At 71.3% G+C, this 19,171-nt stretch carries 16 protein-coding genes, 2 tRNA genes and 1 pseudogene; 11 read left to right on the plus strand and 8 right to left on the minus strand.

The features are described 5' to 3' along the window. Positions 1 to 25 precede the first annotated feature (25 nt). The 3 genes from KUM49_RS11015 to KUM49_RS11025 form a co-directional block, all read right to left on the minus strand. Positions 26 to 100, minus strand: a tRNA-Asp gene (locus tag KUM49_RS11015). A 10-nt stretch (positions 101 to 110) separates the two neighbouring features. After that, positions 111 to 182: transfer RNA gene (locus tag KUM49_RS11020), tRNA-Gly, on the minus strand. A 310-nt stretch (positions 183 to 492) separates the two neighbouring features. Continuing rightward, the gene (locus KUM49_RS11025) at positions 493 to 738 is read right to left on the minus strand and encodes a WhiB family transcriptional regulator (RefSeq protein WP_217236564.1); all 246 of its coding nucleotides are present in this window, start codon (positions 736 to 738) and stop codon (positions 493 to 495) included. 256 nt (positions 739 to 994) lie between these two features. Between KUM49_RS11025 and KUM49_RS11030 the strand changes: the two genes are divergently transcribed. After that, the gene (locus KUM49_RS11030; protein WP_217236565.1) at positions 995 to 1,786 is read left to right on the plus strand and encodes a VOC family protein; all 792 of its coding nucleotides are present in this window, start codon (positions 995 to 997) and stop codon (positions 1,784 to 1,786) included. A 25-nt stretch (positions 1,787 to 1,811) separates the two neighbouring features. Here KUM49_RS11030 and KUM49_RS11035 read toward each other — a convergent pair whose 3' ends face one another. Further along, complete coding sequence (locus KUM49_RS11035; RefSeq protein WP_217236566.1) at positions 1,812 to 2,846, minus strand: LacI family DNA-binding transcriptional regulator; 1,035 nt, start codon at positions 2,844 to 2,846, stop codon at positions 1,812 to 1,814. A 118-nt stretch (positions 2,847 to 2,964) separates the two neighbouring features. Continuing rightward, positions 2,965 to 3,948, minus strand: coding sequence for a multicopper oxidase domain-containing protein (locus KUM49_RS11040; protein ID WP_217236567.1), 984 nt, complete (start codon positions 3,946 to 3,948; stop codon positions 2,965 to 2,967). Between the two features lie 189 nt (positions 3,949 to 4,137). On the opposite strand from KUM49_RS11040, the gene KUM49_RS11045 reads away from it, so the two are divergent. Together KUM49_RS11045 and KUM49_RS11050 are read left to right on the plus strand one after the other, a co-directional pair. Next, on the plus strand, positions 4,138 to 6,633 hold the full coding sequence (locus KUM49_RS11045) for a ThuA domain-containing protein (RefSeq protein ID WP_217236568.1): 2,496 nt from the start codon (positions 4,138 to 4,140) through the stop codon (positions 6,631 to 6,633). Further along, complete coding sequence (locus KUM49_RS11050) at positions 6,630 to 8,852, plus strand: OmpL47-type beta-barrel domain-containing protein (protein ID WP_217236569.1); 2,223 nt, start codon at positions 6,630 to 6,632, stop codon at positions 8,850 to 8,852. Before KUM49_RS11045 ends, KUM49_RS11050 begins: the two co-directional genes overlap by 4 nt. Before the next feature lie 39 nt (positions 8,853 to 8,891). Here the strand turns inward: KUM49_RS11050 and ligD are convergent, their stop codons facing one another. Further along, a complete protein-coding gene (gene ligD, locus KUM49_RS11055; RefSeq protein ID WP_217236570.1) occupies positions 8,892 to 9,929 on the minus strand; it encodes a non-homologous end-joining DNA ligase in 1,038 nt (345 codons plus the stop codon). A gap of 74 nt (positions 9,930 to 10,003) precedes the next feature. Between ligD and KUM49_RS11060 the strand changes: the two genes are divergently transcribed. Next, the gene (locus KUM49_RS11060; protein ID WP_217236571.1) at positions 10,004 to 11,074 is read left to right on the plus strand and encodes an ATP-dependent DNA ligase; all 1,071 of its coding nucleotides are present in this window, start codon (positions 10,004 to 10,006) and stop codon (positions 11,072 to 11,074) included. 37 nt (positions 11,075 to 11,111) lie between these two features. Here KUM49_RS11060 and KUM49_RS11065 read toward each other — a convergent pair whose 3' ends face one another. Then, entirely contained in the window at positions 11,112 to 12,302 is a 1,191-nt protein-coding gene (locus tag KUM49_RS11065; RefSeq protein WP_217236572.1) for a zinc-dependent alcohol dehydrogenase, read from the minus strand. Between the two features lie 192 nt (positions 12,303 to 12,494). Here KUM49_RS11065 and KUM49_RS11070 point away from each other — a divergent pair, with 192 nt between their 5' ends. Next, positions 12,495 to 13,475 (plus strand): DUF3048 domain-containing protein, encoded by a 981-nt coding sequence (locus KUM49_RS11070; RefSeq protein ID WP_217236573.1) that lies wholly within the window; start codon positions 12,495 to 12,497, stop codon positions 13,473 to 13,475. A 14-nt stretch (positions 13,476 to 13,489) separates the two neighbouring features. Here KUM49_RS11070 and KUM49_RS11075 read toward each other — a convergent pair whose 3' ends face one another. After that, a complete protein-coding gene (locus KUM49_RS11075) occupies positions 13,490 to 13,957 on the minus strand; it encodes a MarR family winged helix-turn-helix transcriptional regulator (RefSeq protein WP_217236574.1) in 468 nt (155 codons plus the stop codon). A 213-nt stretch (positions 13,958 to 14,170) separates the two neighbouring features. Here KUM49_RS11075 and KUM49_RS11080 point away from each other — a divergent pair. The 6 genes and pseudogenes from KUM49_RS11080 to KUM49_RS11105 all read left to right on the plus strand — a co-directional run. Further along, positions 14,171 to 14,389: pseudogene (locus KUM49_RS11080) on the plus strand (CoA-transferase); the annotation flags it as partial. Positions 14,390 to 14,465: 76 nt separating this feature from the next. Continuing rightward, positions 14,466 to 15,239, plus strand: coding sequence for a protocatechuate 3,4-dioxygenase subunit beta (pcaH, locus tag KUM49_RS11085; RefSeq protein ID WP_217236575.1), 774 nt, complete (start codon positions 14,466 to 14,468; stop codon positions 15,237 to 15,239). Between the two features lie 6 nt (positions 15,240 to 15,245). Next, complete coding sequence (gene pcaG, locus KUM49_RS11090) at positions 15,246 to 15,851, plus strand: protocatechuate 3,4-dioxygenase subunit alpha (RefSeq protein WP_217236576.1); 606 nt, start codon at positions 15,246 to 15,248, stop codon at positions 15,849 to 15,851. Beyond that, positions 15,848 to 17,179, plus strand: coding sequence for a 3-carboxy-cis,cis-muconate cycloisomerase (gene pcaB / locus KUM49_RS11095; protein WP_217236577.1), 1,332 nt, complete (start codon positions 15,848 to 15,850; stop codon positions 17,177 to 17,179). The genes pcaG and pcaB overlap by 4 nt, the downstream gene beginning before the upstream one ends. Next, the gene (gene pcaD / locus KUM49_RS11100; protein ID WP_217236578.1) at positions 17,176 to 18,303 is read left to right on the plus strand and encodes a 3-oxoadipate enol-lactonase; all 1,128 of its coding nucleotides are present in this window, start codon (positions 17,176 to 17,178) and stop codon (positions 18,301 to 18,303) included. The genes pcaB and pcaD overlap by 4 nt, the downstream gene beginning before the upstream one ends. A 75-nt stretch (positions 18,304 to 18,378) precedes the next feature. Continuing rightward, positions 18,379 to 19,170 (plus strand): SDR family NAD(P)-dependent oxidoreductase, encoded by a 792-nt coding sequence (locus KUM49_RS11105; RefSeq protein WP_217236579.1) that lies wholly within the window; start codon positions 18,379 to 18,381, stop codon positions 19,168 to 19,170. The last annotated feature ends 1 nt before the right edge of the window (position 19,171 follow it).

Consider the following 19,171-nt stretch of genomic DNA (forward strand, 5'->3'; position numbering starts at 1 on the left):
TCCCCGCCCGTCCGGTGCCGTGCTGTGGTGGGCCGGACCGGATTCGAACCGGCGTTTCCGCCCTGACAAGGCGGTGCGCCTGCCTCTGCGCTACCGACCCACCCGCGCGATCCGGACGACCGGATTCGAACCGGCGTATCCGCCTGGGCAAGGCGGCGCGACTGCCTCTGCGCTACGCCCGGCCGCGCCCCCGGATCCTAACCGCCCGCCCGCCGACTGGTCGCACGAATTTACGGCCCGCCCGGCGAGTGAGGCGTGGTCGGGGGCCGCTAGGGCCTGTCCGGCGGATCATGCCGCAGACACGGGGCCTGGCACGCCGATCTGCGGTGTTGTCGTCGGTTGCCGACTCCCCCACTCTCGACTTCGCTAGAGCGGGGGGACCCCCATCGCGTCGACGCCCTCCTCCGCCTTGCAGCTCGACGCACCAGGCCCCGCTCACCTGCGTCGACGAGGCGCCGCGGATGTCCTGCGACTTGATCCGCCGGACAGGCCCTAGTCGCTCGTCCGCCTGAGGTGCAGACGTTCCTTCTCGGACAGGCCGCCCCAGACGCCGAAGCGCTCGTCGTTGGACAGGGCGTACTCCAGGCACGCGGTGCGCATCTCGCACATGCCGCAGATGCGCTTCGCCTCGCGCACCGAGCTGCCCGGTTCGGGGAAGAAGAAGTCCGCCCCGGTCTGCGCGCACAGGGCCTGCGTCTGCCAGCCGAGGTCGGCCGGGGTGATGGTGTCGATGTGCATGAGCGACATCGTGCCCGGACGCGAAAAACGTTCCATCAACGCACGATCAACGCCGGGCCCGCACGGCCTTGGGCAGCCCGATGATGACCGGTGCGCACACCTGGGCGCACGGCGGCGCGCTGGACGCCGTACGACAAGATGAGTTCATGTGGCCACTCAGGGTGACCGGACCGGTCGTGCGGGCCCCGCGCGTTTGTCAGTGCGCGGTGCGAGACTCGGCAGTGCAGGCAACGGGACCCTTCTAAGGAGGGCAGAGATGCTCACCACCCGTTATGTCACCGGCGCTCCGAACTGGCTCGACCTCGGCACACCCGACATCGAGGGCGCCTCCTCCTTCTACGGCGCGCTCTTCGGCTGGCAGTTCCGGTCGGGCGGGCCCGAGACCGGCGGCTACGGCTTCTTCCAGCTCGACGGCAGGACGGCCGCGGGGGGCATGCAGACCACCCCCGACCAGGGCCCGCCGTCCTGGACCGTGTACTTCCGGACGCCGGACGCGGACGCCACCGCGAAGGCGGCCGAGCAGGCGCACGGCTCGGTGCTGATGCAGCCCATGGACGTCCTGGACCAGGGCCGTATGGCCATCCTCGCCGACCAGGCGGGCGTGTCCTTCGGCATCTGGCAGCCCGCCGCCAACCCGGGCCTGGACGTCGTGCAGGAACAGGGCTCGCTGTGCTGGCTGGAGCTGTACACGCCCGACCTTCCCGCGGCCGCCGGGTTCTACAACAGGCTGTTCGGCTGGGAGACCTCCGCGCTCACCTTCGCCGGCGACACCTACACCACCGTCCATCCGTCGGGGACCGAGCCGGGCGCCATGTTCGGCGGCATCGTCCCGCTGGAGGGCGACCCGACGAAAGCGGGGGCGGGGGCCTGGCTGCCGTACTTCGAGGTCCCGGACGCGGACGCCGCGGTCGCCACGGCGCAGGAGCGGGGCGGCACGGTCCGGCTGCCGGCGACGGACCTGGAGGACGTCGGCCGCATCGCCGAACTCGCCGACCCGTACGGCGCCCGCTTCGCGGTGATCAAGAGCGCGCCGCCGCAGCAGACCTAGCCGGGGCAGGCGTGGGCGTGGCGAGTCAGGCCGAGGCGCGGCGGACCAGTGTCGTCGACAGGACGATGCCGGACGGCCGCGTCTCCTCGCCGGTGGTGCGGCGGTCGAGGCCGCGCAGCAGCAGGCGGGCCATCAACCGGCCCATCTCCTCTATGTCCTGACGGACCGTGGTCAGAGGAGGGTCGCTCTGTTCGGCGACGGGCAGCATGTCATCGAAACCGATCACGGCGACGTCCTCGGGCACGCGCCGCCCGTGCTCGCGCAGCACCCGCAGGGCGCCGGCGGCGGTGAGGTCGTTGGCGGCGAACACCGCGTCCACGTCGGGCCATCGGTCGAGGAGTTCGCGCATCGCCCGCTCGCCGCCGGCCGGGGTGAAGTCGCCCGGCGCGACCGGCCGCACGTCGGCGTCGGCCATGACGTCCCGGTACCCGTCGAGACGGTCCGCCGCCGAGGTCTGGTCGAGCGGGCCGGTGATGTGCGCGACGCGCCTGCGGCCGAGAGAGACGAGATGGCGCACGGCGTCGCGGGCGCCGCCGCGGTTGTCGCTGTCGACGTAGACGACGTCGTCTCCCTCGCCGTCGCTCCAGCCGGGGCGGCCGCCGAAGACGGTCGGGACGCCGGCCCGGCGGATCAGTCCGGGCAGCGGGTCGTCGAGGTGCAGCGAGAACACCAGCGCCCCGTCGACATGGCCGCCGGCGAGATAGCGGCCGACCCGGGCGTGGTCGTCGCGGCCCTCGGTGAGCAGCAGCACCAGCTGGTTGTCGAGGGCCGTCAACTCCTTGCTGATGCCGCGCAGTTGCAGGGCGAAGAAGGGGTCGGCGAAGACCCGAGTCTCCGGTTCGGCGACGACCACGGCGACGGCGTGGTGCCGCTTGGTCACCAGGCTGCGGGCGGCCTGGTTGGGTACGTACCCGAGCTCGTCCACCGCGCGCCGCACCCGTTCCACGAGCGGCTCCCTGACCCCGTCCCCGCCGTTGACCACACGCGAGGCGGTGGCCCGCGAGACCCCGGCCCGCGCGGCCACGGCCTCCAGCGTGGGACGCGGCGCTGTCTCGGTCACTTCGGGGCTCCTCATCGGCGGGGTGCCGATCAGGATAGCGCCGGAGGTGGACCGGGGTGAGAGCGCTCTCACCCCGGTCTCGGAGCACTTCGCGAAGCACGGAAGCCCCGCGACCGGCTCAGTGGGACTCGTGTGGCTCGTGCGGCTCGTGCGGCTCGTGCGGCTCGTGCGGCTCGTATCCGGGAATGGTCCCGTCGGTCTTCTTCACCAGGAACAGCCCCACCATCCCCATGTCGGAGTGGCTCTGCACATGGCAGTGGTACATCCACGCCCCGGCTCCGACCCCCTCCCCCGCGATCACCTGGAAGCCGAAGGAGTCCGCCGGCCCCACGATCTTGTTGTCGACGACCTGACTGGGGTCGTCGGGTCCGGTGAGCATGCCCGTGCGGTTGTCCGCCCAGCGGTGACCGTGCAGGTGGAAGGTGTGGTAGTACTCGCCGTGCGTGATCATCACGAACTCGACCCGGTCGCCGACCGTGGCCTCGAAGTCGGGGCCGGAGTGCGCGGGCCGGTTGTTGATCAGCATGTCGTTGAAGACGACGGTGTGGGTCCGGTCCGGCAGGACGTCTCCCTTTCGGCGGACGATCACCGGTCCGTACAGGCCCTTGCGGATTCCGCCGGTGCCGTGCTCCGTTCCCACGACGTGGTCGTGGTAATGCCAGTAGCCCGCGCTGCCCGCCCGCCAGGTGCCGTCCTTGCGACGCCCGGGGGCGTGGGTGCGCCAGGTGTAGGTGCGGGTGCCTCCCGGCTCGACATGGCTCTTGTTCATCTTCGTGCCGTCGCTGGAGATCTCGTAGTCCAAGCCGTGCACGTGCAGGCTCGCCGCCACGTCCATCGTGTTCTCGAACTCGATGTGCAGGGTGTCGCCCTCGTTGAGTTCGATCAGCGGTCCGGGGATCGTGGCCCTCCCCTTCTCGAGGCCGTAGCCCATCTGCCCGTCGGCGAGTTTCTCGGCGTACAGCCTGATGTGTCTCACCGCGCCACCGGCCGGGGCGGTCTTCGCCGGTGTGTCGGCACTCATGGCCTCGGGCCCGAGGGACAACGAGGTCGCCACGACCGCGCCGCCCAGCAGTACTCGTCGGTTGAACCCGCGTCTGTCCATGCGGAACTCCCCACCCTGATACGGAATTTGCGGAGACGTACCTGTGATGAACCGGTGAGACGGTACCGGCCGTTCCGCTGTTCATCCACACTCAGGACAAAGTTCGTCGTAACTCGGTCATAGGTATTGGCGAGTTGCGCAAAGTGGTCTAGCTTCCATCGCGCTGTTGCTGTGACCGAGGAGGTGCCCATGCACTTACGAGGGTTGAGCGCAAGAAGCACGAGAAACGGGAGAAGACGGGCCTGGGCGGCCACCGTGACCGCCGGGTTCGTCGCCGCCGGACTGTTGTCGGGGCCCACCGCGAACGCGCGTCAAGCCCCGGAGCCGTCCCCGACAACGATGTCCGTCAAGTCGCCGCCGGGTGGCGCGAACGTACGGGTGCTGATCTTCCACGGGTCCGCCGCCGCCGGGAACGAGTCACCGGTCGTGAACGCCGGCATCGAGGCGATCGAGCAGATCGGCCTGTCCGGTCCGGCGAGCGGGCGCTTCAAGGTCGAGGCCACGGGCGACCCGTCCGTCTTCACCGATGGCACGCGGCTGGGGCGCTACAACGCCGTCGCCTTCCTGACCGGCGGCGGGGACGTCCTCGATCCCGATCAGGAAGCGGGCCTGGAGGCCTACATGGAGGCCGGCGGCGGCTTCCTCGGCATCCATGACGCGGCCCGCGCGGAGCCGTACTCGGACTGGTTCACCGGCCTCGTCGGCGCCCGGCCGGCCGCGTCCGGTCCGACGAACGCGCAGCGGGCCACCGTCGAGGTCGGCGACCGCCGGCATCCGGCCACCAAGGACCTGCCCCTGCAGTGGAAGCGCCCCGACCGGTGGCTCAACTGGGTGAAGAACCCCTCGGGTGACGTGCATACGGTCGCCCGTTTACGGGAGTCGACGTACCAGCCGGGCGCGAGCGCCAACGGCTGGGACCATCCGATCAGTTGGTGCCGGGACTACGACGGCGGGCGGTCCTTCTACACCGGCATGGGCGGCACGGTGTCGTCGTACGACGAGACGGACTTCCGCGCGCATCTGCGCGGCGCGCTGCTGTGGACCACCCGGCTGGTGCAGGCCGACTGCAAGGCGACCGTCACCGGCAACTACAAGGCGGAGCGGCTCACCCAGCCCAACCAGCCCGGGCAGAACGACCAGATCGGCGAACCGCACGGCCTGGTCACCGCGCCCGACGGCCGCGTGCTCTACATCGGCCGGGGCGGCGCGGACTCCTCCCAGCCCGTGATCACCGACTGGAACAACCCCGACATCGGCAAGGGCAAGGGCGAGATCCACGTCTACGACCCCGCGACCAAGAAGGTCACCCTGGCGGGCGCGCTGACCGTCTTCGGCAACAAGGGCGGCGGCGACGAACTGGTCAAGGTCGAGGAGGGCCTGCTCGGCATCGAACTCGACCCGCGCTTCGAGCAGAACGGCTGGGTGTACCTGCACTACACGCCGCACGCGCAGATCAACCGCGACACCCGGATGGCCGAGCGGCGCGTCTCCCGCTTCACCCTCGACCCCGCCACCGACAAGCTGGACCTGGGCAGCGAGAAGGTGCTGCTCAAGTGGCCGGTGCAGATCCACAGTTGCTGCCACGCGGGCGGCGGGATGGCCTGGGACTCCCAGGGCAACCTGTACATCGCCACCGGCGACAACAACTCCAGCGGTTTCAGCGACGGTTACTCGGGCAACAACCCGCAGCCCGCCTACAAGGGCGTGTCCTTCGCCGACGCGCGCCGCACCGCCGGCAACACCAACAACCTCAACGGCAAGATCCTGCGCATCCACCCGGAACCCGACGGGACGTACACCCTCCCCGACGGCAACCTCTTCACCGGCAAGGAGACCGACGAGGGCGGCGGCAAGACCCGCGGTGAGATCTATGTGATGGGCGTGCGCAACCCGGCGCGCATCTTCGTCGACAAGCAGACCGACACCCTCTACGCCGGCTGGGTCGGCCCCGACGCGAGCGCGCCCTCGACGACCTGGGGTCCCGCCAAGTACGACACCTTCGCCGTCATCACCGAGGCGGGCAACCGCGGCTGGCCGTACTGCATGGGCAACAAGCAGCCCTACCGGGACCGCAACCTGCCCGATCCCACCCGGCCGCTCGGCTGGTACGACTGCGACCACCCGAAGAACGAGTCGCCCAACAACGACGGTCTGGTCAACCTGCCGCCCGTCACCGGCAACAACATCTGGTACTCGCCCCAGGGCGGCGCCCCCGACTACCCGCGCGACGCGAACGGCATCCCCTCGTACAAGCAGGATGAGGCCACCTATCGGCTGCCGTGGCTCAAGGGCGGCGGCCAGGCCGCGATGAACGGGCCGGTCTACCGGTACGACGCGGCGAGCACGAGCGCCGCCAAGTGGCCCGCCTACTGGGACGGCAAGTGGTTCGTCGGCGACTTCTACGACGCCGACCAGCCGCGCAACGCGGTCATCACCGATCCGAAGAACCAGGGCGCCGGCGGTCTGCCGGTCCACTCGGAGTCCCTGAAGAAGATCGTGCCGGTCGGCAACAACGGCATCAGGAACCTCATGGACTGGAAGTTCGGTCCGGACGGCGCCCTGTACGTCCTCGACTACGGCCGTGGCTTCTTCACCTCGGACGCCAGGTCGGCGCTGTGGCGGGTCACTTACACGGGCGGCGGGCCGACTCCGGCCGCAGGCCGGCTGGCGAGGGGGACGCAGTGACACGGCAACGAAGAGTCTGGACGGCCCTGTTGGCCGCGCTGCTCGTCATACTCGGGCTGCAGGCGCTGCCCGCAGCGGGGCAGACCCGGCAGGAGGCCCGGCAGCCCCAGGAGCAGGCCGCGGCCCAGGTGCTCACCTGGACCGCCGGAAACGACATCGACAAGTACACGTCGGCGCCCGCGACGGCCGTGGCGGGCGCGGCGACGATCGTCTTCGAGAACAGTGCGGCGACCGGCAACACCATCGGGATGCCGCACACGTTGACGTTCGTGACGAGCGATCCGGAGTTCAACAGCGACGTCCAGCTGAACATCCTCGCCAACCCGGGCGACGACCAGGGCGGCCGTCACACCGCCGAGGTCACGCTCACGCCGGGCCGTTACTTCTACCACTGCACGATCCCCGGCCACGGCCAGATGCAGGGCATCCTCGTGGTGACCGAGGGCGGCGGCGAGGACACGACACCGCCCGAGGCGGCCGCGCGGGTGACCGGCACGCAGAACGCGCAGGGCGATTACGTCGGCTCGGCGAGTGTCGCGATCAGCGCGACCGACGAAGACGGCGGGTCAGGGGTCGGCGGTATCCAATATGCGTTCGGCGAGGCGGGTGACTGGATTCCGTACACCGCGCCGGTCGTCGTCGACCAGGTCGGCAGCCACAAGGTCCGCTACCGCGCCCTCGACAAGGCGGGCAACGTGTCGGCCGAGAAGAGCGCCGAGTTCACCGTCGTCCCACCGGCCTCCGACGACACCGCGCCGCCCGACACCTCGGCGACGGTGAGCGGTGAGCAGAACGCCGACGGGACGTACGTCGACATGGCGACGGTCACCGTCAGCGCCTCGGACACCGGGTCCGGCGTCAACACCATCGAGTACGCCGTCGGCTCCGGTGCCTGGCAGCCGTACACCGCCCCCGTGATGGTGCACCAGGTCGGGACGCACACCGTGCGCTACCGGGCCACCGACAAGGCGGGCAACGTGGCCGCCGAGAAGAGCGTGCGGTTCACGGTCGTCGCCGCACCACCGCAGGACACGACCCCGCCGGTGACCGGCGTGACCGTGGACGGCACGCGGAACTCCGACGGGGCGTACGTCGGGAACGCCAAGGTGACCGTGAGCGCGACCGACGAACACGGCGGGTCGGGTGTCGACCGGATCGAGTACTCACTCGACGGTGGACCGTACATTGCCTACAGCATTCCCGTGGTGGTCGACCGTGCCGGCGCGCACACGCTCGCGTACCGGGCCATCGACAAGGCGGGCAACACCTCCGCCGCACGAACCGTCAGCTTCGCTGTCGTGGCCGGTGGCGGGGTGCCCGCGCCCAACTGCGCGGAATACGACGAACGGTTGACGGTCATCGTCGGCGAGGTCGACTCGGGCGTGCCGAACCGGGTCACGAACAACCGGTGCCGGATCAACGAGTTGGTCGAGGACGAGAAGGAGTGGACGTCCCACGCGCTGTTCCTGAAGCATGTCAAGGCGGTCCTCGACAAGCTGCTGACCGAAGGCGTCGTCGACCAGCGCGAGTACAACGCGATTCAGAAGGCGGCCCGCCAGTCCGGCATCGGCAAGCCCGGACAGACCGAGGGCTACCGCACGATCCTCGACGGCAGCGCGGAGTCCTTCGCCAAGTGGCAGCAGGTGGGCGGCGGTTCGTTCGCGCCGAACGCCGACGGGTCGATCACCTCGGGCACCACGAAGGCCGGGCTCGGCATGCTGTGGTTCCCGCAGCGCAAGTACGGCGACTTCTCGCTCAGGCTCCAGTGGCGTGACGACGCTCCTGGCACCGGCAACGCCAACTCCGGTGTGTTCGTGCGGTTCCCATGGGTGCACGACCACCCGGAGGAGTCGCGGCCGGAGTGGGTCGCCATCAAGTACGGGCACGAGGTGCAGGTGCTCGACCGGCCCGACGGGGACATGTACAAGACGGGCTCGGTCTACGGTTTCGACCGGGTGGGGCTGGCCGGGGCCGGCGTCACCCAGAAGGGCACGTGGAACGACTACGAGATCCGGGTGGTCGACCAGCACTACTCGGTCTACCGCAACGGCGTGCTGATCAACGAGTTCGACAACTTCGGCGGCCAGGACTTCTCCCCGCCGCGCTCTGACGACCCGGGCACGGACGGGCGGCGGTTCGCCTCCGGCTACATCGGACTCCAGGTGCACGGCACGACGGACGTGATCTCCTACCGGGACATCAGGATCAAGGAGCTGTAGGTCCCGAAAAAGGTACCCCGTAGGGGGCACCTTCGCAGGTCAGGAAGGAGGTGCCTCCGGTGGGGGCGCCTCCTTCCTCGCCTTGCTCGGCTGCACCCGCCTGGGTTCTCCCGGCATCTTCGGATACTCGGGCGGGTACGGCAGATCGCCGAGCCCGTGATCGTGCTCGTCACGGCGCGCCAACTCCAGCAGGGGCTCCAGGGAGAAGGCGTGGTCGTCCATGTCCGCGTGCACGTCGCCGAGTTCGGCGAAGCGGGCGGGCATGGTCGCGATGTCGAAGTCCTGGGGGTGCGCGGTGCCGACCTCGTCCCAGCGCAGGGGCGCGGAGACCGGGGCGTGCGGGCGCGGCCGTACGGAGTAGGCGGAGGCGATCGTGCGGTCCCGGGCGGTCTGGTTGTAGTCGATGAAGATGCGCTCGCCCCGCTCCTCCTTCCACCACTTGATGGTCACCTGCTCCGGCATCCGGCGTTCCATCTCCCGCCCGACGGCGATGGCGGCACGCCGGACCTGGGTGAAGGTCCAGCGGGGTTCGATCGGTACGAAGACGTGCAGGCCCCGTCCGCCGGAGGTCTTCGGCCAGCCGCGCAGGCCGCCGTGCTCGTCGAGGACGGCGCGCAGTTCGTGGGCGGCGCGGACCGCGTCGTCGTAGTCGGTGCCGGGCTGCGGGTCGAGGTCGATGCGCAGTTCGTCGGGGCGGTCGACGTCGTCGCGGCGGACCGGCCAGGGATGGAAGGTGAGGGTGCCGAACTGGGCGGCCCACAGCACGGCGGCCTCCTCGGTGGGACACATCTCGTCGGCGCTGCGGCCGCTGGGGAAGGTGATGTGCGCGGTGGGGATCCAGTCGGGCATGTTCTTCGGCGCCCGCTTCTGGAAGAAGGACTCGCCGCCCACGCCGTCCGGGTAGCGCTCCAGGGTGGTGGGGCGGTTGCGCAGGGCGCGCAGGATGCCGGGCCCGACGGCCTGGTAGTAGCGGGCGAGGTCCAGCTTGGTGAAGCCGCGCTCCGGGAAGAACACCTTGGTCGGGCTGGACAGCCGTACGGTCCGGCCACCCGCCTCCAGTTCCACCGCTTCGCCCATGCGAGCCACGGTAGGCGTATCGCACACACCTCGCATACCGGGCATTCCATGCCGTTCGAGCGCAGAATCGGAGCATGGATCTGCCCGTGATGCCGCCCGTGAAGCCCATGCTCGCCAAGTCGGTGGCGAAGATCCCGCCGGACATGCACTACGAGGCGAAGTGGGACGGGTTCCGGGCGATCGTGTTCCGTGACGGTGCCGAGGTCGAGCTGGGTAGCCGTACTGGCAAGCCTCTGACCAGGTACTTCCCGGAGTTGGTGGCGGCGCTCGGGGAGCGGTTGCCCGAGCGGTGCGTGCTGGACGGGGAGATCGTCATCGCGCGGGAGGGGCGGCTGGACTTCGACGCGCTGACCGAGCGCATCCATCCGGCGGACTCCCGGGTGCGGACGCTGGCGGAGCGGACGCCGTCGTCGTTCGTCGCCTTCGACCTGCTGGCCCTGGCGGACGAGTCGCTGCTGGACGTGCCGCTCGTCGAGCGGCGGGCACTGCTGACCACGGCCCTGACCGAGGTGACGGCCCCTGTGCACGTGGCGCCGGCGACGACCGACATCGACGTGGCTCAGCGGTGGTTCGAGCAGTACGAGGGGGCGGGCCTGGACGGTGTCGTCGCCAAGCCGCTCAACGGGCGGTACCTCCAGGACGAGCGCGCCATGTTCAAGATCAAGCACGAGCGGACGGCGGACGTCGTCGTCGCGGGCTACCGCCTCCACAAGAGCGGCCCGGTGGTCGGCTCGCTCCTGCTGGGCCTGTACGACGACCGGGGTGTTCTCCAGCACGTGGGCGTGTCGGCCGCCTTCCCCATGAAGCGGCGGGCCGAGCTGGTCGAGGAGCTGGAGCCGCTGCGCATGGACGACGTCACCGGACACCCGTGGGCGGCCTGGGCCGAGGAGGCGGCTCACGAAACGGCCCGGCTGCCCGGGGCGCCCAGCCGCTGGTCCGGCAAGAAGGACCTGTCCTGGGTGCCGCTGCGGCCGGAGCGGGTGGTCGAGGTGGCGTACGACCACATGGAGAACGGTGCCCGCTTCCGGCACACGGCCCGCTTCCGCCGCTGGCGCCCGGACCGGACCCCCGAGAGCTGCACGTACGCGCAGCTGGAGGAGCCGGTGCGCTACGACCTGGCGGAGATCTTCGGTCCCCCGGCGTGACTCGGAGCGTGCCTCAGGGCGTGACTCAGCGCGTGACTCAGGGAGTCATCAGCACCTTGACCGCGCCGTCCCGCTTGCGCTGGAACATCCGGTACGCGTCCGGTGCCTCGCTGAGCGGCAGCCGGTGGGTGGCGAAGTCGTCGACGCCGAGCGGGTCCTCGTCGGTGAGGTAGGGGATGATCTCGTCGCTCCAGCGCCGCACGTTCGCCTGGCCCATCCGGATCTGGATCTGCTTGTCGAACATGGTGAGCATCGGGAGCGGGTCGGCCATGCCGCCGTAGACCCCGGACAGCGAGATCGTGCCGCCCCGGCGCACCAGTTCGATGGCGGTGTGGAGGGCGCCGAGCCGGTCGACGCTGAAGCGTTCCGCGAACGGCCCGCTGATCTTCCGGGGCAGCATGGCCGAGGCCTGCTGGGCGAGGCGGGCGGCGCCGCTGCCGTGGGCCTCGGTGCCGACGGCGTCGATCACGGCGTCGGGGCCGCGTCCGTCCGTCTCGTCGCGGATCTCCTGGACCAGCTCCTTCTCGCTGTCGAAGCTCCTGAGGTCGTACGTCTGCACACCGCGCGACCGTGCCCGGCGCAGCCGCTCGCCGACCAGGTCCACACCGAAGACCTGTCCGGCGCCGCGGAGCTGGGCGATGCGGCACGCCATGTCGCCGATCGGCCCGAGGCCGAGCACGGCGACGCTGCCACCCTGCGGGATGTCCGCGTAGGCGACCGCCTGCCAGGCGGTGGGCAGGACGTCGGAGAGGTAGACGAAGCGGTCGTCGGGCGGGCCCTCGGGGACCTTGATCGGGCCGAACTGCGCCTGCGGGACGCGCAGGTACTCGGCCTGGCCGCCCGGGACGGAGCCGTACAGACGGGTGTAGCCGAAGAGGGCGGCGCCCATGCCCTCACTGTGGACCTGGGTGGTCTCGCACTGCGTCGGCAGGCCGGTCAGGCACATCCAGCACTTGCCGCAGGCGATCTGGAACGGCACCACGACCCGGTCGCCGGCCGAGAGGTCCTGCACCCCGGCGCCGACCTCCTCGACGATGCCCATCGGCTCGTGCCCGAGGATGTCGCCCGGTGTCATGAACGGGGTGAGCACCTCGTACAGGTGCAGGTCGGAGCCGCACAGTCCGGTGGAGGTGACCCGGATGACGGCGTCCGTCGGCTCCTGGATCGTCGGATCGGGCACGTCCTCCACCCGCACGTCCCGTTTTCCCTGCCAGGTCACTGCCTTCATCGCACGCTCCCTAGGTCACGTCGGCGTGTCCGGTCTGCGGTGGCGACCGGGTACCCGGTCGCCACGCCGCCGAATCGCCGCACTCGGGCCCGATCGGCGTAGGCAACCGGCCGACCAGAATCGAGCGGGTATGGCCATCAATGAACGTATGAGCGCACAATCAATGACAAGAGACGGGTGGCCACGGTGGGCATGGGACACAGAGCGCGCACGCGACGCACCGTCACGGCGGTGGCGCTGCTCGCCGCCGCGGCGACCGCCTCGCTGACGGCGAGCTGCACGGGCGGGGGCGGCACGGGTGACGACGGGCGCGGGCGGCTGCGCACGCCCGTCGAGAGGCCGGGCGAGCGCGTCGACGCCGACTCGGTACTCACCGTGAAGATCGACAACGCCCGCGCGGCCCGGCCCCATACGGGCCTGAACCCCGCCGACATCGTGTACGTGGAGCAGGTCGAGGGCGGGTTGAGCCGGCTGATGGCGGTCTACGCCACCAAGCTGCCGAAGGCCGTCGGTCCGGTGCGCAGCGCCCGCGAGTCGGACCTGGAGCTGCTGGCCCAGTTCGACCGGCCGACGCTCGCCTTCTCCGGGGCCCAGGGCAAACTGATGCCGCTGATCGACAAGGCGCCCCTGGCCGCGCAGACGCCCGGCACGGTGTCCGGCGCCTACTACCGCGGCACCGGCAGGCCCTCCCCGCACAACCTCTACCTGCGGCCGGACCGGCTGCTGCCCGCCGCGCCGGGTGCGGACGCGCTGACCACCGGCTTCCGGTACGGCGCCGCACCCGCCGGAGGACAGAAGGAGACCTCGCGGACCGTGCGCTACCCGGCCACCGCCTTCACCTTCAGCTGGTCGGCGGACCGGGACCGCTGGCTGGTCTCGATGGACGGGACGCCCGCCGTGACGACCGACGGGAAGCGGATGGCACCGGCGACGGTCGTCGTGCAGTACGTGAAGGTGCGCGCGTCCGCCTTCCACGACTTCCTCGGCAACAACACGCCGTACACCGAGACGGTCGGCTCGGGGACCGCGGACGTGCTGCGCGGCGGACGGTCCTACGACGTGAACTGGTCGCGCCCCGAGGCCACGGAGGGCACCGAGTTCACGACCGACGACGGTGAGCCGGTGAACTTCGCCGAGGGGCAGGTGTGGGTGGTGTTCGCGAAGGCCTCGTGAGCGGCTGAGCGGGCTCAGGGCTGGGTGACGAGGGGCTGCGTCGGGTTGCGGAGCCCTTCGGCCGCGTCCGAGACCCGCTGGATGAGGTCGAAGAACACGCTCTGCTCCTCGGCCGACAGCGGGGCCAGGAAGACCTGGTTCATCCGGGCGGTGCGCACGGTCAGCTTGCGGTGGGTGCGCAGGCCCTCGTCGGTGAGGTGCAGCAGGAAGCGGCGGCCGTCCTGCGGGTCGCGCACCTTGTCCAGGAGCCCGCGCCGGCCGAGCCGGCTGATCACCTCGGCGATGGTCGACCGGTCCAGGCCCACCCGTTCCCCGACGGTCCGCTGGTCGAGCCGGTCCGGTTCCCCGACGAGCGCGTTGAGGACCGCGAACTGCGGCGAGGTGATCTCCTCGGAGACCATCGTGTTCCACAGCAGGTAGTGCGCCTGCTGGAGCCGCCGGGCCAGGTGCCCGGGGTGGGTGGAGAGGTCCACCGCGGCCATGTGCGCTCCCTGGATCGGATTCGTTGGTGCACTGAACAATACCGGCGCGGGGCGGCACCTGTCTGCGGCCGCACCTGGTGAACTGACCTGACGCTTCTCCTGGGCCTTGACGCCCCGCAGCTCCGGTGGCAGCGTGAGGGACACCTCGCTGAAATAATCAGTGCCCTGACTAACTGCTCAGGACGGGCGCTCGGACGGGATGGGGCTTCACGGATGGACAAGGTGGTCGCCACCGCCCTCGAGGCGGTGGCCGATGTGCCGGACGGTGCGTCGCTGGCGGTGGGCGGATTCGGGCTGACCGGTGTGCCGAACGTGCTGATCCAGGCGCTGTACGAGCGGGGGGTCACCGGCGTGAGCGTCGTCTCGAACAACTGCGGCGCGATGGACTCCGGCCTCGCGGTGCTGCTGTCGGCCGGGCGGATCGCCCGGGTGGGCGTCGCCACCCTCTGCATCGGCGTGGGCCAAGGTCTCGCCCTCGTCCTCGAGCGCTAGGAAGCGTGAGGAACCCATGACTCTCACCCAAGCGGACATCGACCTGGAGATCGCGGCCGAGCACGCCGCGTACGAGAAGCGCCGCGCCGACGGCGCTCCCGTCGAGCACCAGCCGCGCCGCGACTACGCGCCGTACCGGTCCTCGGTCCTGCGGCACCCCAAGCAGCCGCCGGTCGCGATCGACGTGAGCCGGGACCCGGAGCTGGTGGAGCTGTCCTCCCCCGCCTTCGGGGAACGGGACATCACCGAGATCGACAACGACCTGACCCGGCAGCACAACGGCGAGCCGATCGGCGAGCGCATCACCGTCTCCGGGCGGCTCCTCGACCGGAACGGGCGCCCGATCCGCGGGCAGCTGGTCGAGATCTGGCAGGCGAACTCGGCCGGCCGCTACGCGCACCAGCGCGAGCAGCACGACGCCCCGCTGGACCCGAACTTCACCGGCGTCGGCCGCACGCTGACCGACGACAGCGGCTTCTACCACTTCACCACCGTCCAGCCGGGTCCGTACCCGTGGCGTCAGCACGTCAACGCCTGGCGGCCGGCGCACATCCACTTCTCGCTGTTCGGTTCGGCGTTCACGCAGCGACTCGTGACGCAGATGTACTTCCCGAGCGACCCGCTGTTCCCCTACGACCCGATCATCCAGTCGGTGACGGACGACGCGGCCCGGCAGCGGCTGGTGGCGACGTACGACCACAGCCTGTCGGTGCCGGAGTTCTCGATGGGCTACCACTGGGACATCGTGCTCGACGGGCCGACCGCCACCTGGATCGAAGAAGGGCGCTGACCTGCCATGACGAAGATCGACACGAGTCGCCCGGAGACCGTGCTGCCCACCCCGTCGCACACGGTCGGCCCCTTCTACGGCCACGCCCTGCCGTTCCCCGGCGGCGGCGACATCGCCCCGGTCGGCCACCCTGACACGATCGCCGTCCACGGTCACGTGTACGACGGCGAGGGCAACCCGCTGCCCGACGCGTTCGTGGAGCTGTGGGGTCCCGACCCGGACGGCAACCTGCCAACCGTCGACGGCTCGATGCGGCGCGACACGGCGAGCGGCGGCTTCCTCGGCCGTAACGGCGTGGAGTTCACCGGCTGGGGCCGCATCCAGACGGACACGAGCGGCCACTGGTCCGCGCGGACGCTCCGGCCCGGCGCGCGCGGGCAGAGCGCCCCGTACCTCAGCGTGTGCGTCTTCGCGCGCGGGCTGCTGGTGCACCTGTTCACCCGGATCTACCTGCCCGGCGACGAGGCGGCGCTCGCCGCGGACCCGCTGCTGGCGCGGCTGGACCCGGAGCGGCGCGGCACGCTGATCGCGGCCGACGGGGGCAACGGAACGTACCGTTTCGACATCCGCCTTCAGGGCGAAGGCGAGACGGTCTTCCTGGAGTTCCAGTGACATCCGACGAAGCGGACACCGGCCTGCTCGCCCCCGGGTGGGCAGGCTCCCCGGCCGCGTCCGCGACCGGCGACCGCGCCTACCTGCAGGCGCTGCTCGACGCGGAGGCGGCGCTGACCCGCGCCCAGGCCGCGAAGGGTCTCGCCCCGGCCGGGGCGGCGACGGCGGTGACCGAGGCGGCCGACGCCGGCCGTTTCGACGTGCGGTCGCTGGCGGAGCGGGCCCGGGGCGGCGGGAATCCCGTCATTCCGCTGGTCGCCGATCTGACGAAGGCGGTGGGCGAGGAGTTCGGGCCGTACGTCCACCGGGGCGCGACCAGCCAGGACATCGTGGACACGGCGATGATGCTGGTCGCCCGGCGCACGCTGGACCTGATCCTCGACGACCTCGGCCGCACCGAGCGGGCGCTGGCCCGGTCGGCCGCCGGACACCGTGACACCGCGATGCCGGGGCGGACGCTCACCCAGCACGCCGTGCCGACGACGTTCGGGCTGAAGGCGGCCGGGTGGCGGTCGCTGGTACTGGACGCCCGGGACCGGGCGACGCCCGTACGGGACTCCCTGCCCGCCCAGCTCGGCGGCGCGGCCGGGACACTGGCGGCCTTCACGGCGTACGGCGCGGACGATCCGACCGCGCTGCTCACCTCCTTCGCCCGCGAGACCGGGCTCGCCGCGCCGCCACTGCCCTGGCACACCCTGCGGACGCCGATCGCCGACCTCGCCGGCTGTCTGGCCTTCACGGCCGGGGCACTGGGCAAGATCGCCGCGGACGTGCTCACCCTCTCCCGGACCGAGATCGCCGAGGTCGCGGAGGGCAGCGGCGGCGGTTCGTCCGCCATGCCGCACAAGGCGAACCCGGTACGGTCCACGCTGATCGCGGCCGCCGCCCGGCGTGCCCCCCAGCTCGCGGCCACGCTGTACGGCTCGCTGGCCGCCGAGGACGAGCGGCCGGCCGGGGCCTGGCACGCCGAATGGGAGCCACTGCGGGACCTGCTCCGGCTGGTCGGCGGCGCCGCCCGCGACGCGGCCGACCTGACCGAGGGCCTGCGGGTCCACGCCGACGTCATGCGCGCACACCTCGACCTCACCCACGGGTTGGTCGTCTCCGAGCGGCTGTCCGCCGAGCTGGCACCCGTCCTGGGCCGCGCCCGCGCCAGGGAACTGCTCACGGCCCTCGCCAGGCGCACCTACGCCGAGGGCCGGAGCCTCGGCGAACTTCTCGCCGAGCAGCCCGAGTTGAAGGACGTCGACCTCGACGAGCTCACCGACCCCGCCCGCTACACCGGCTCCGCCGGAGCCCTCACCGACCGTGCTCTGGAGCGACGTTGACCGACACGCGCCTCAACCACCGTGCCGAAGGGCCCGCTTCAGCTCCCCCGCTGCTGCTCGGACCCTCGCTGGGCACCTCGTACGCCCTGTGGGACCGGGTCGCGCCCGAACTGTCCCTCACCCACCGGGTGATCCGCTGGGACCTGCCGGGGCACGGCGGTTCGGCGGCCGACCTGATCGGGCCGGGCGCCACCGTCGGGGACCTCGCCCATCTGGTGCTCGCGCTCGCCGACTCCCTGGGCATCGAGCGGTTCGCGTACGCCGGGGTGTCGCTGGGCGGTGCCGTGGGGCTGCAGCTGGCCGTGCACCATCCGCAGCGGGTGTCGTCACTCGCGGTGATCTGTTCCTCCGCCCACTTCAACGGCTCCAAGCCGTGGCAGGAGCGGGCCGCGCGCGTCCGCAGCGAGGGCCTGGACCAGCTCGCGGACGGTGCCGGCGCGCGCTGGTTCACGTCCGGGTTCACCGTGCCGGAACTCGTCCAGGACCACCGGGACGCCGACCCCGACGCGTACGCCGCCTGCTGCGACGCGCTGGCCGCGTTCGACCTGCGGGAGCGGCTGGCGGAGATCTCCGCGCCCACCCTGCTGGTCGCCGGCCGCGAGGATCCCGCGACCCCGCCCGCGCATCTGCGGGAGATCGCGGACGCGGTGCCGGGCGCCGCGCTGGTGGAGATCCCGGGCGCCTCGCATCTGGCGCCCGCGCAGTGCCCCGAGGCCGTCCTGACCGCGCTGCGGGCGCACTTCGACGGTGGCGCCAAACGGGGCATGGAGGTGCGGCGCGAGGTCCTCGGGGACGCCCACGTGGACCGGGCGCAGGCCCGGCAGACGCCCTTCACCGCGCGCTTCCAGGACTTCATCTCGCGCTACGCGTGGGGCGAGATCTGGACCGACCCGACGCTCAGCCGCCGCGAACGCAGCATGATCACGCTGACCGCGCTGGTCGCGCACGGCCACTACGACGAGCTGGCGATGCATGTGCGGGCGGCCCGGCGCAACGGCCTCACCCCCGAGGAGATCGGCGCGGTGCTGCTCCAGACGGCCGTGTACTGCGGGGTCCCGGCGGCGAACTCGGCGTTCGCGGCGGCCCAGCGCGTGCTGGCGGAGGAGGACGGCTCCGAAGGGTGAGCCGGAGGGTGACCCTGCCGGTCGTAGCTTCGGCAGCACCACGCCGATGCCCCGCCGCGCGCCTACCGTGGAGGCATGTCCACGATTCTGATCACCGGCGCCACCTCCGGTCTCGGCCGCCACGTCGCCTTCGAGCTGGTCCGCTCCGGACACCTGGTCCTGGCCCACGGCCGTGACGCCGCCCGGACGCGGCAGCTGGTCGAGGAGCTGCGCGGCGAGGGCACGGCCGAAGGGTTCGTCGCCGATCTGGCCTCCCTGGCGCAGGTGCGCGAGCTGGGCGGGCGGGTCGCCGAGGCGCATCCCGAACTCGACGTCCTGGTCAACAACGCGGGCGTGGGCGGCGGTTCGCCCGGCTCGGGACGGGAGGTGAGCGCCGACGGGCATGAACTCAGGCTGGCCGTCAACTACTTGGCGCCTCTCGCGCTGACCCGCGCGCTGCTGCCGGTGTTGCGGGCGAACCCGCCCGCGCGGATCGTCAACGTCGGCTCGGCCGGCCAGGAACCCCTCGACGTCGACGATCCCGGGCTCACCCAGGGCTACAGCGGCCTCTCGGCGTACTGCCGCAGCAAGTTCGCGCTCGCCGCGCACACCTTCGCCCTGGCCGAGGAGCTGCACGGCACCGGTGTCTCGGTGAACGTGCTGCACCCGGCGACCTACATGGACACGGCGATGGTCCGCGAGGGCGGCATCAGCCCCTGGAACACGGTGGCCGACGGCGCTCCGGGCGTCCTGGCCCTGGCCACCCGGGACCTGGGCAGCGGCGGCTACTTCGACGGGACGCGGGCGGCGCGGGCGCATCCGGCGGCGTACGACGAGGACGTGCACAAGCGTCTGTCGGCCGTCACCGACCGGCTGCTGGACGCCTGAC

Source organism: Streptomyces sp. AC555_RSS877 (assembly GCF_019049245.1).
In the GTDB taxonomy this organism is placed as follows: domain Bacteria; phylum Actinomycetota; class Actinomycetes; order Streptomycetales; family Streptomycetaceae; genus Streptomyces.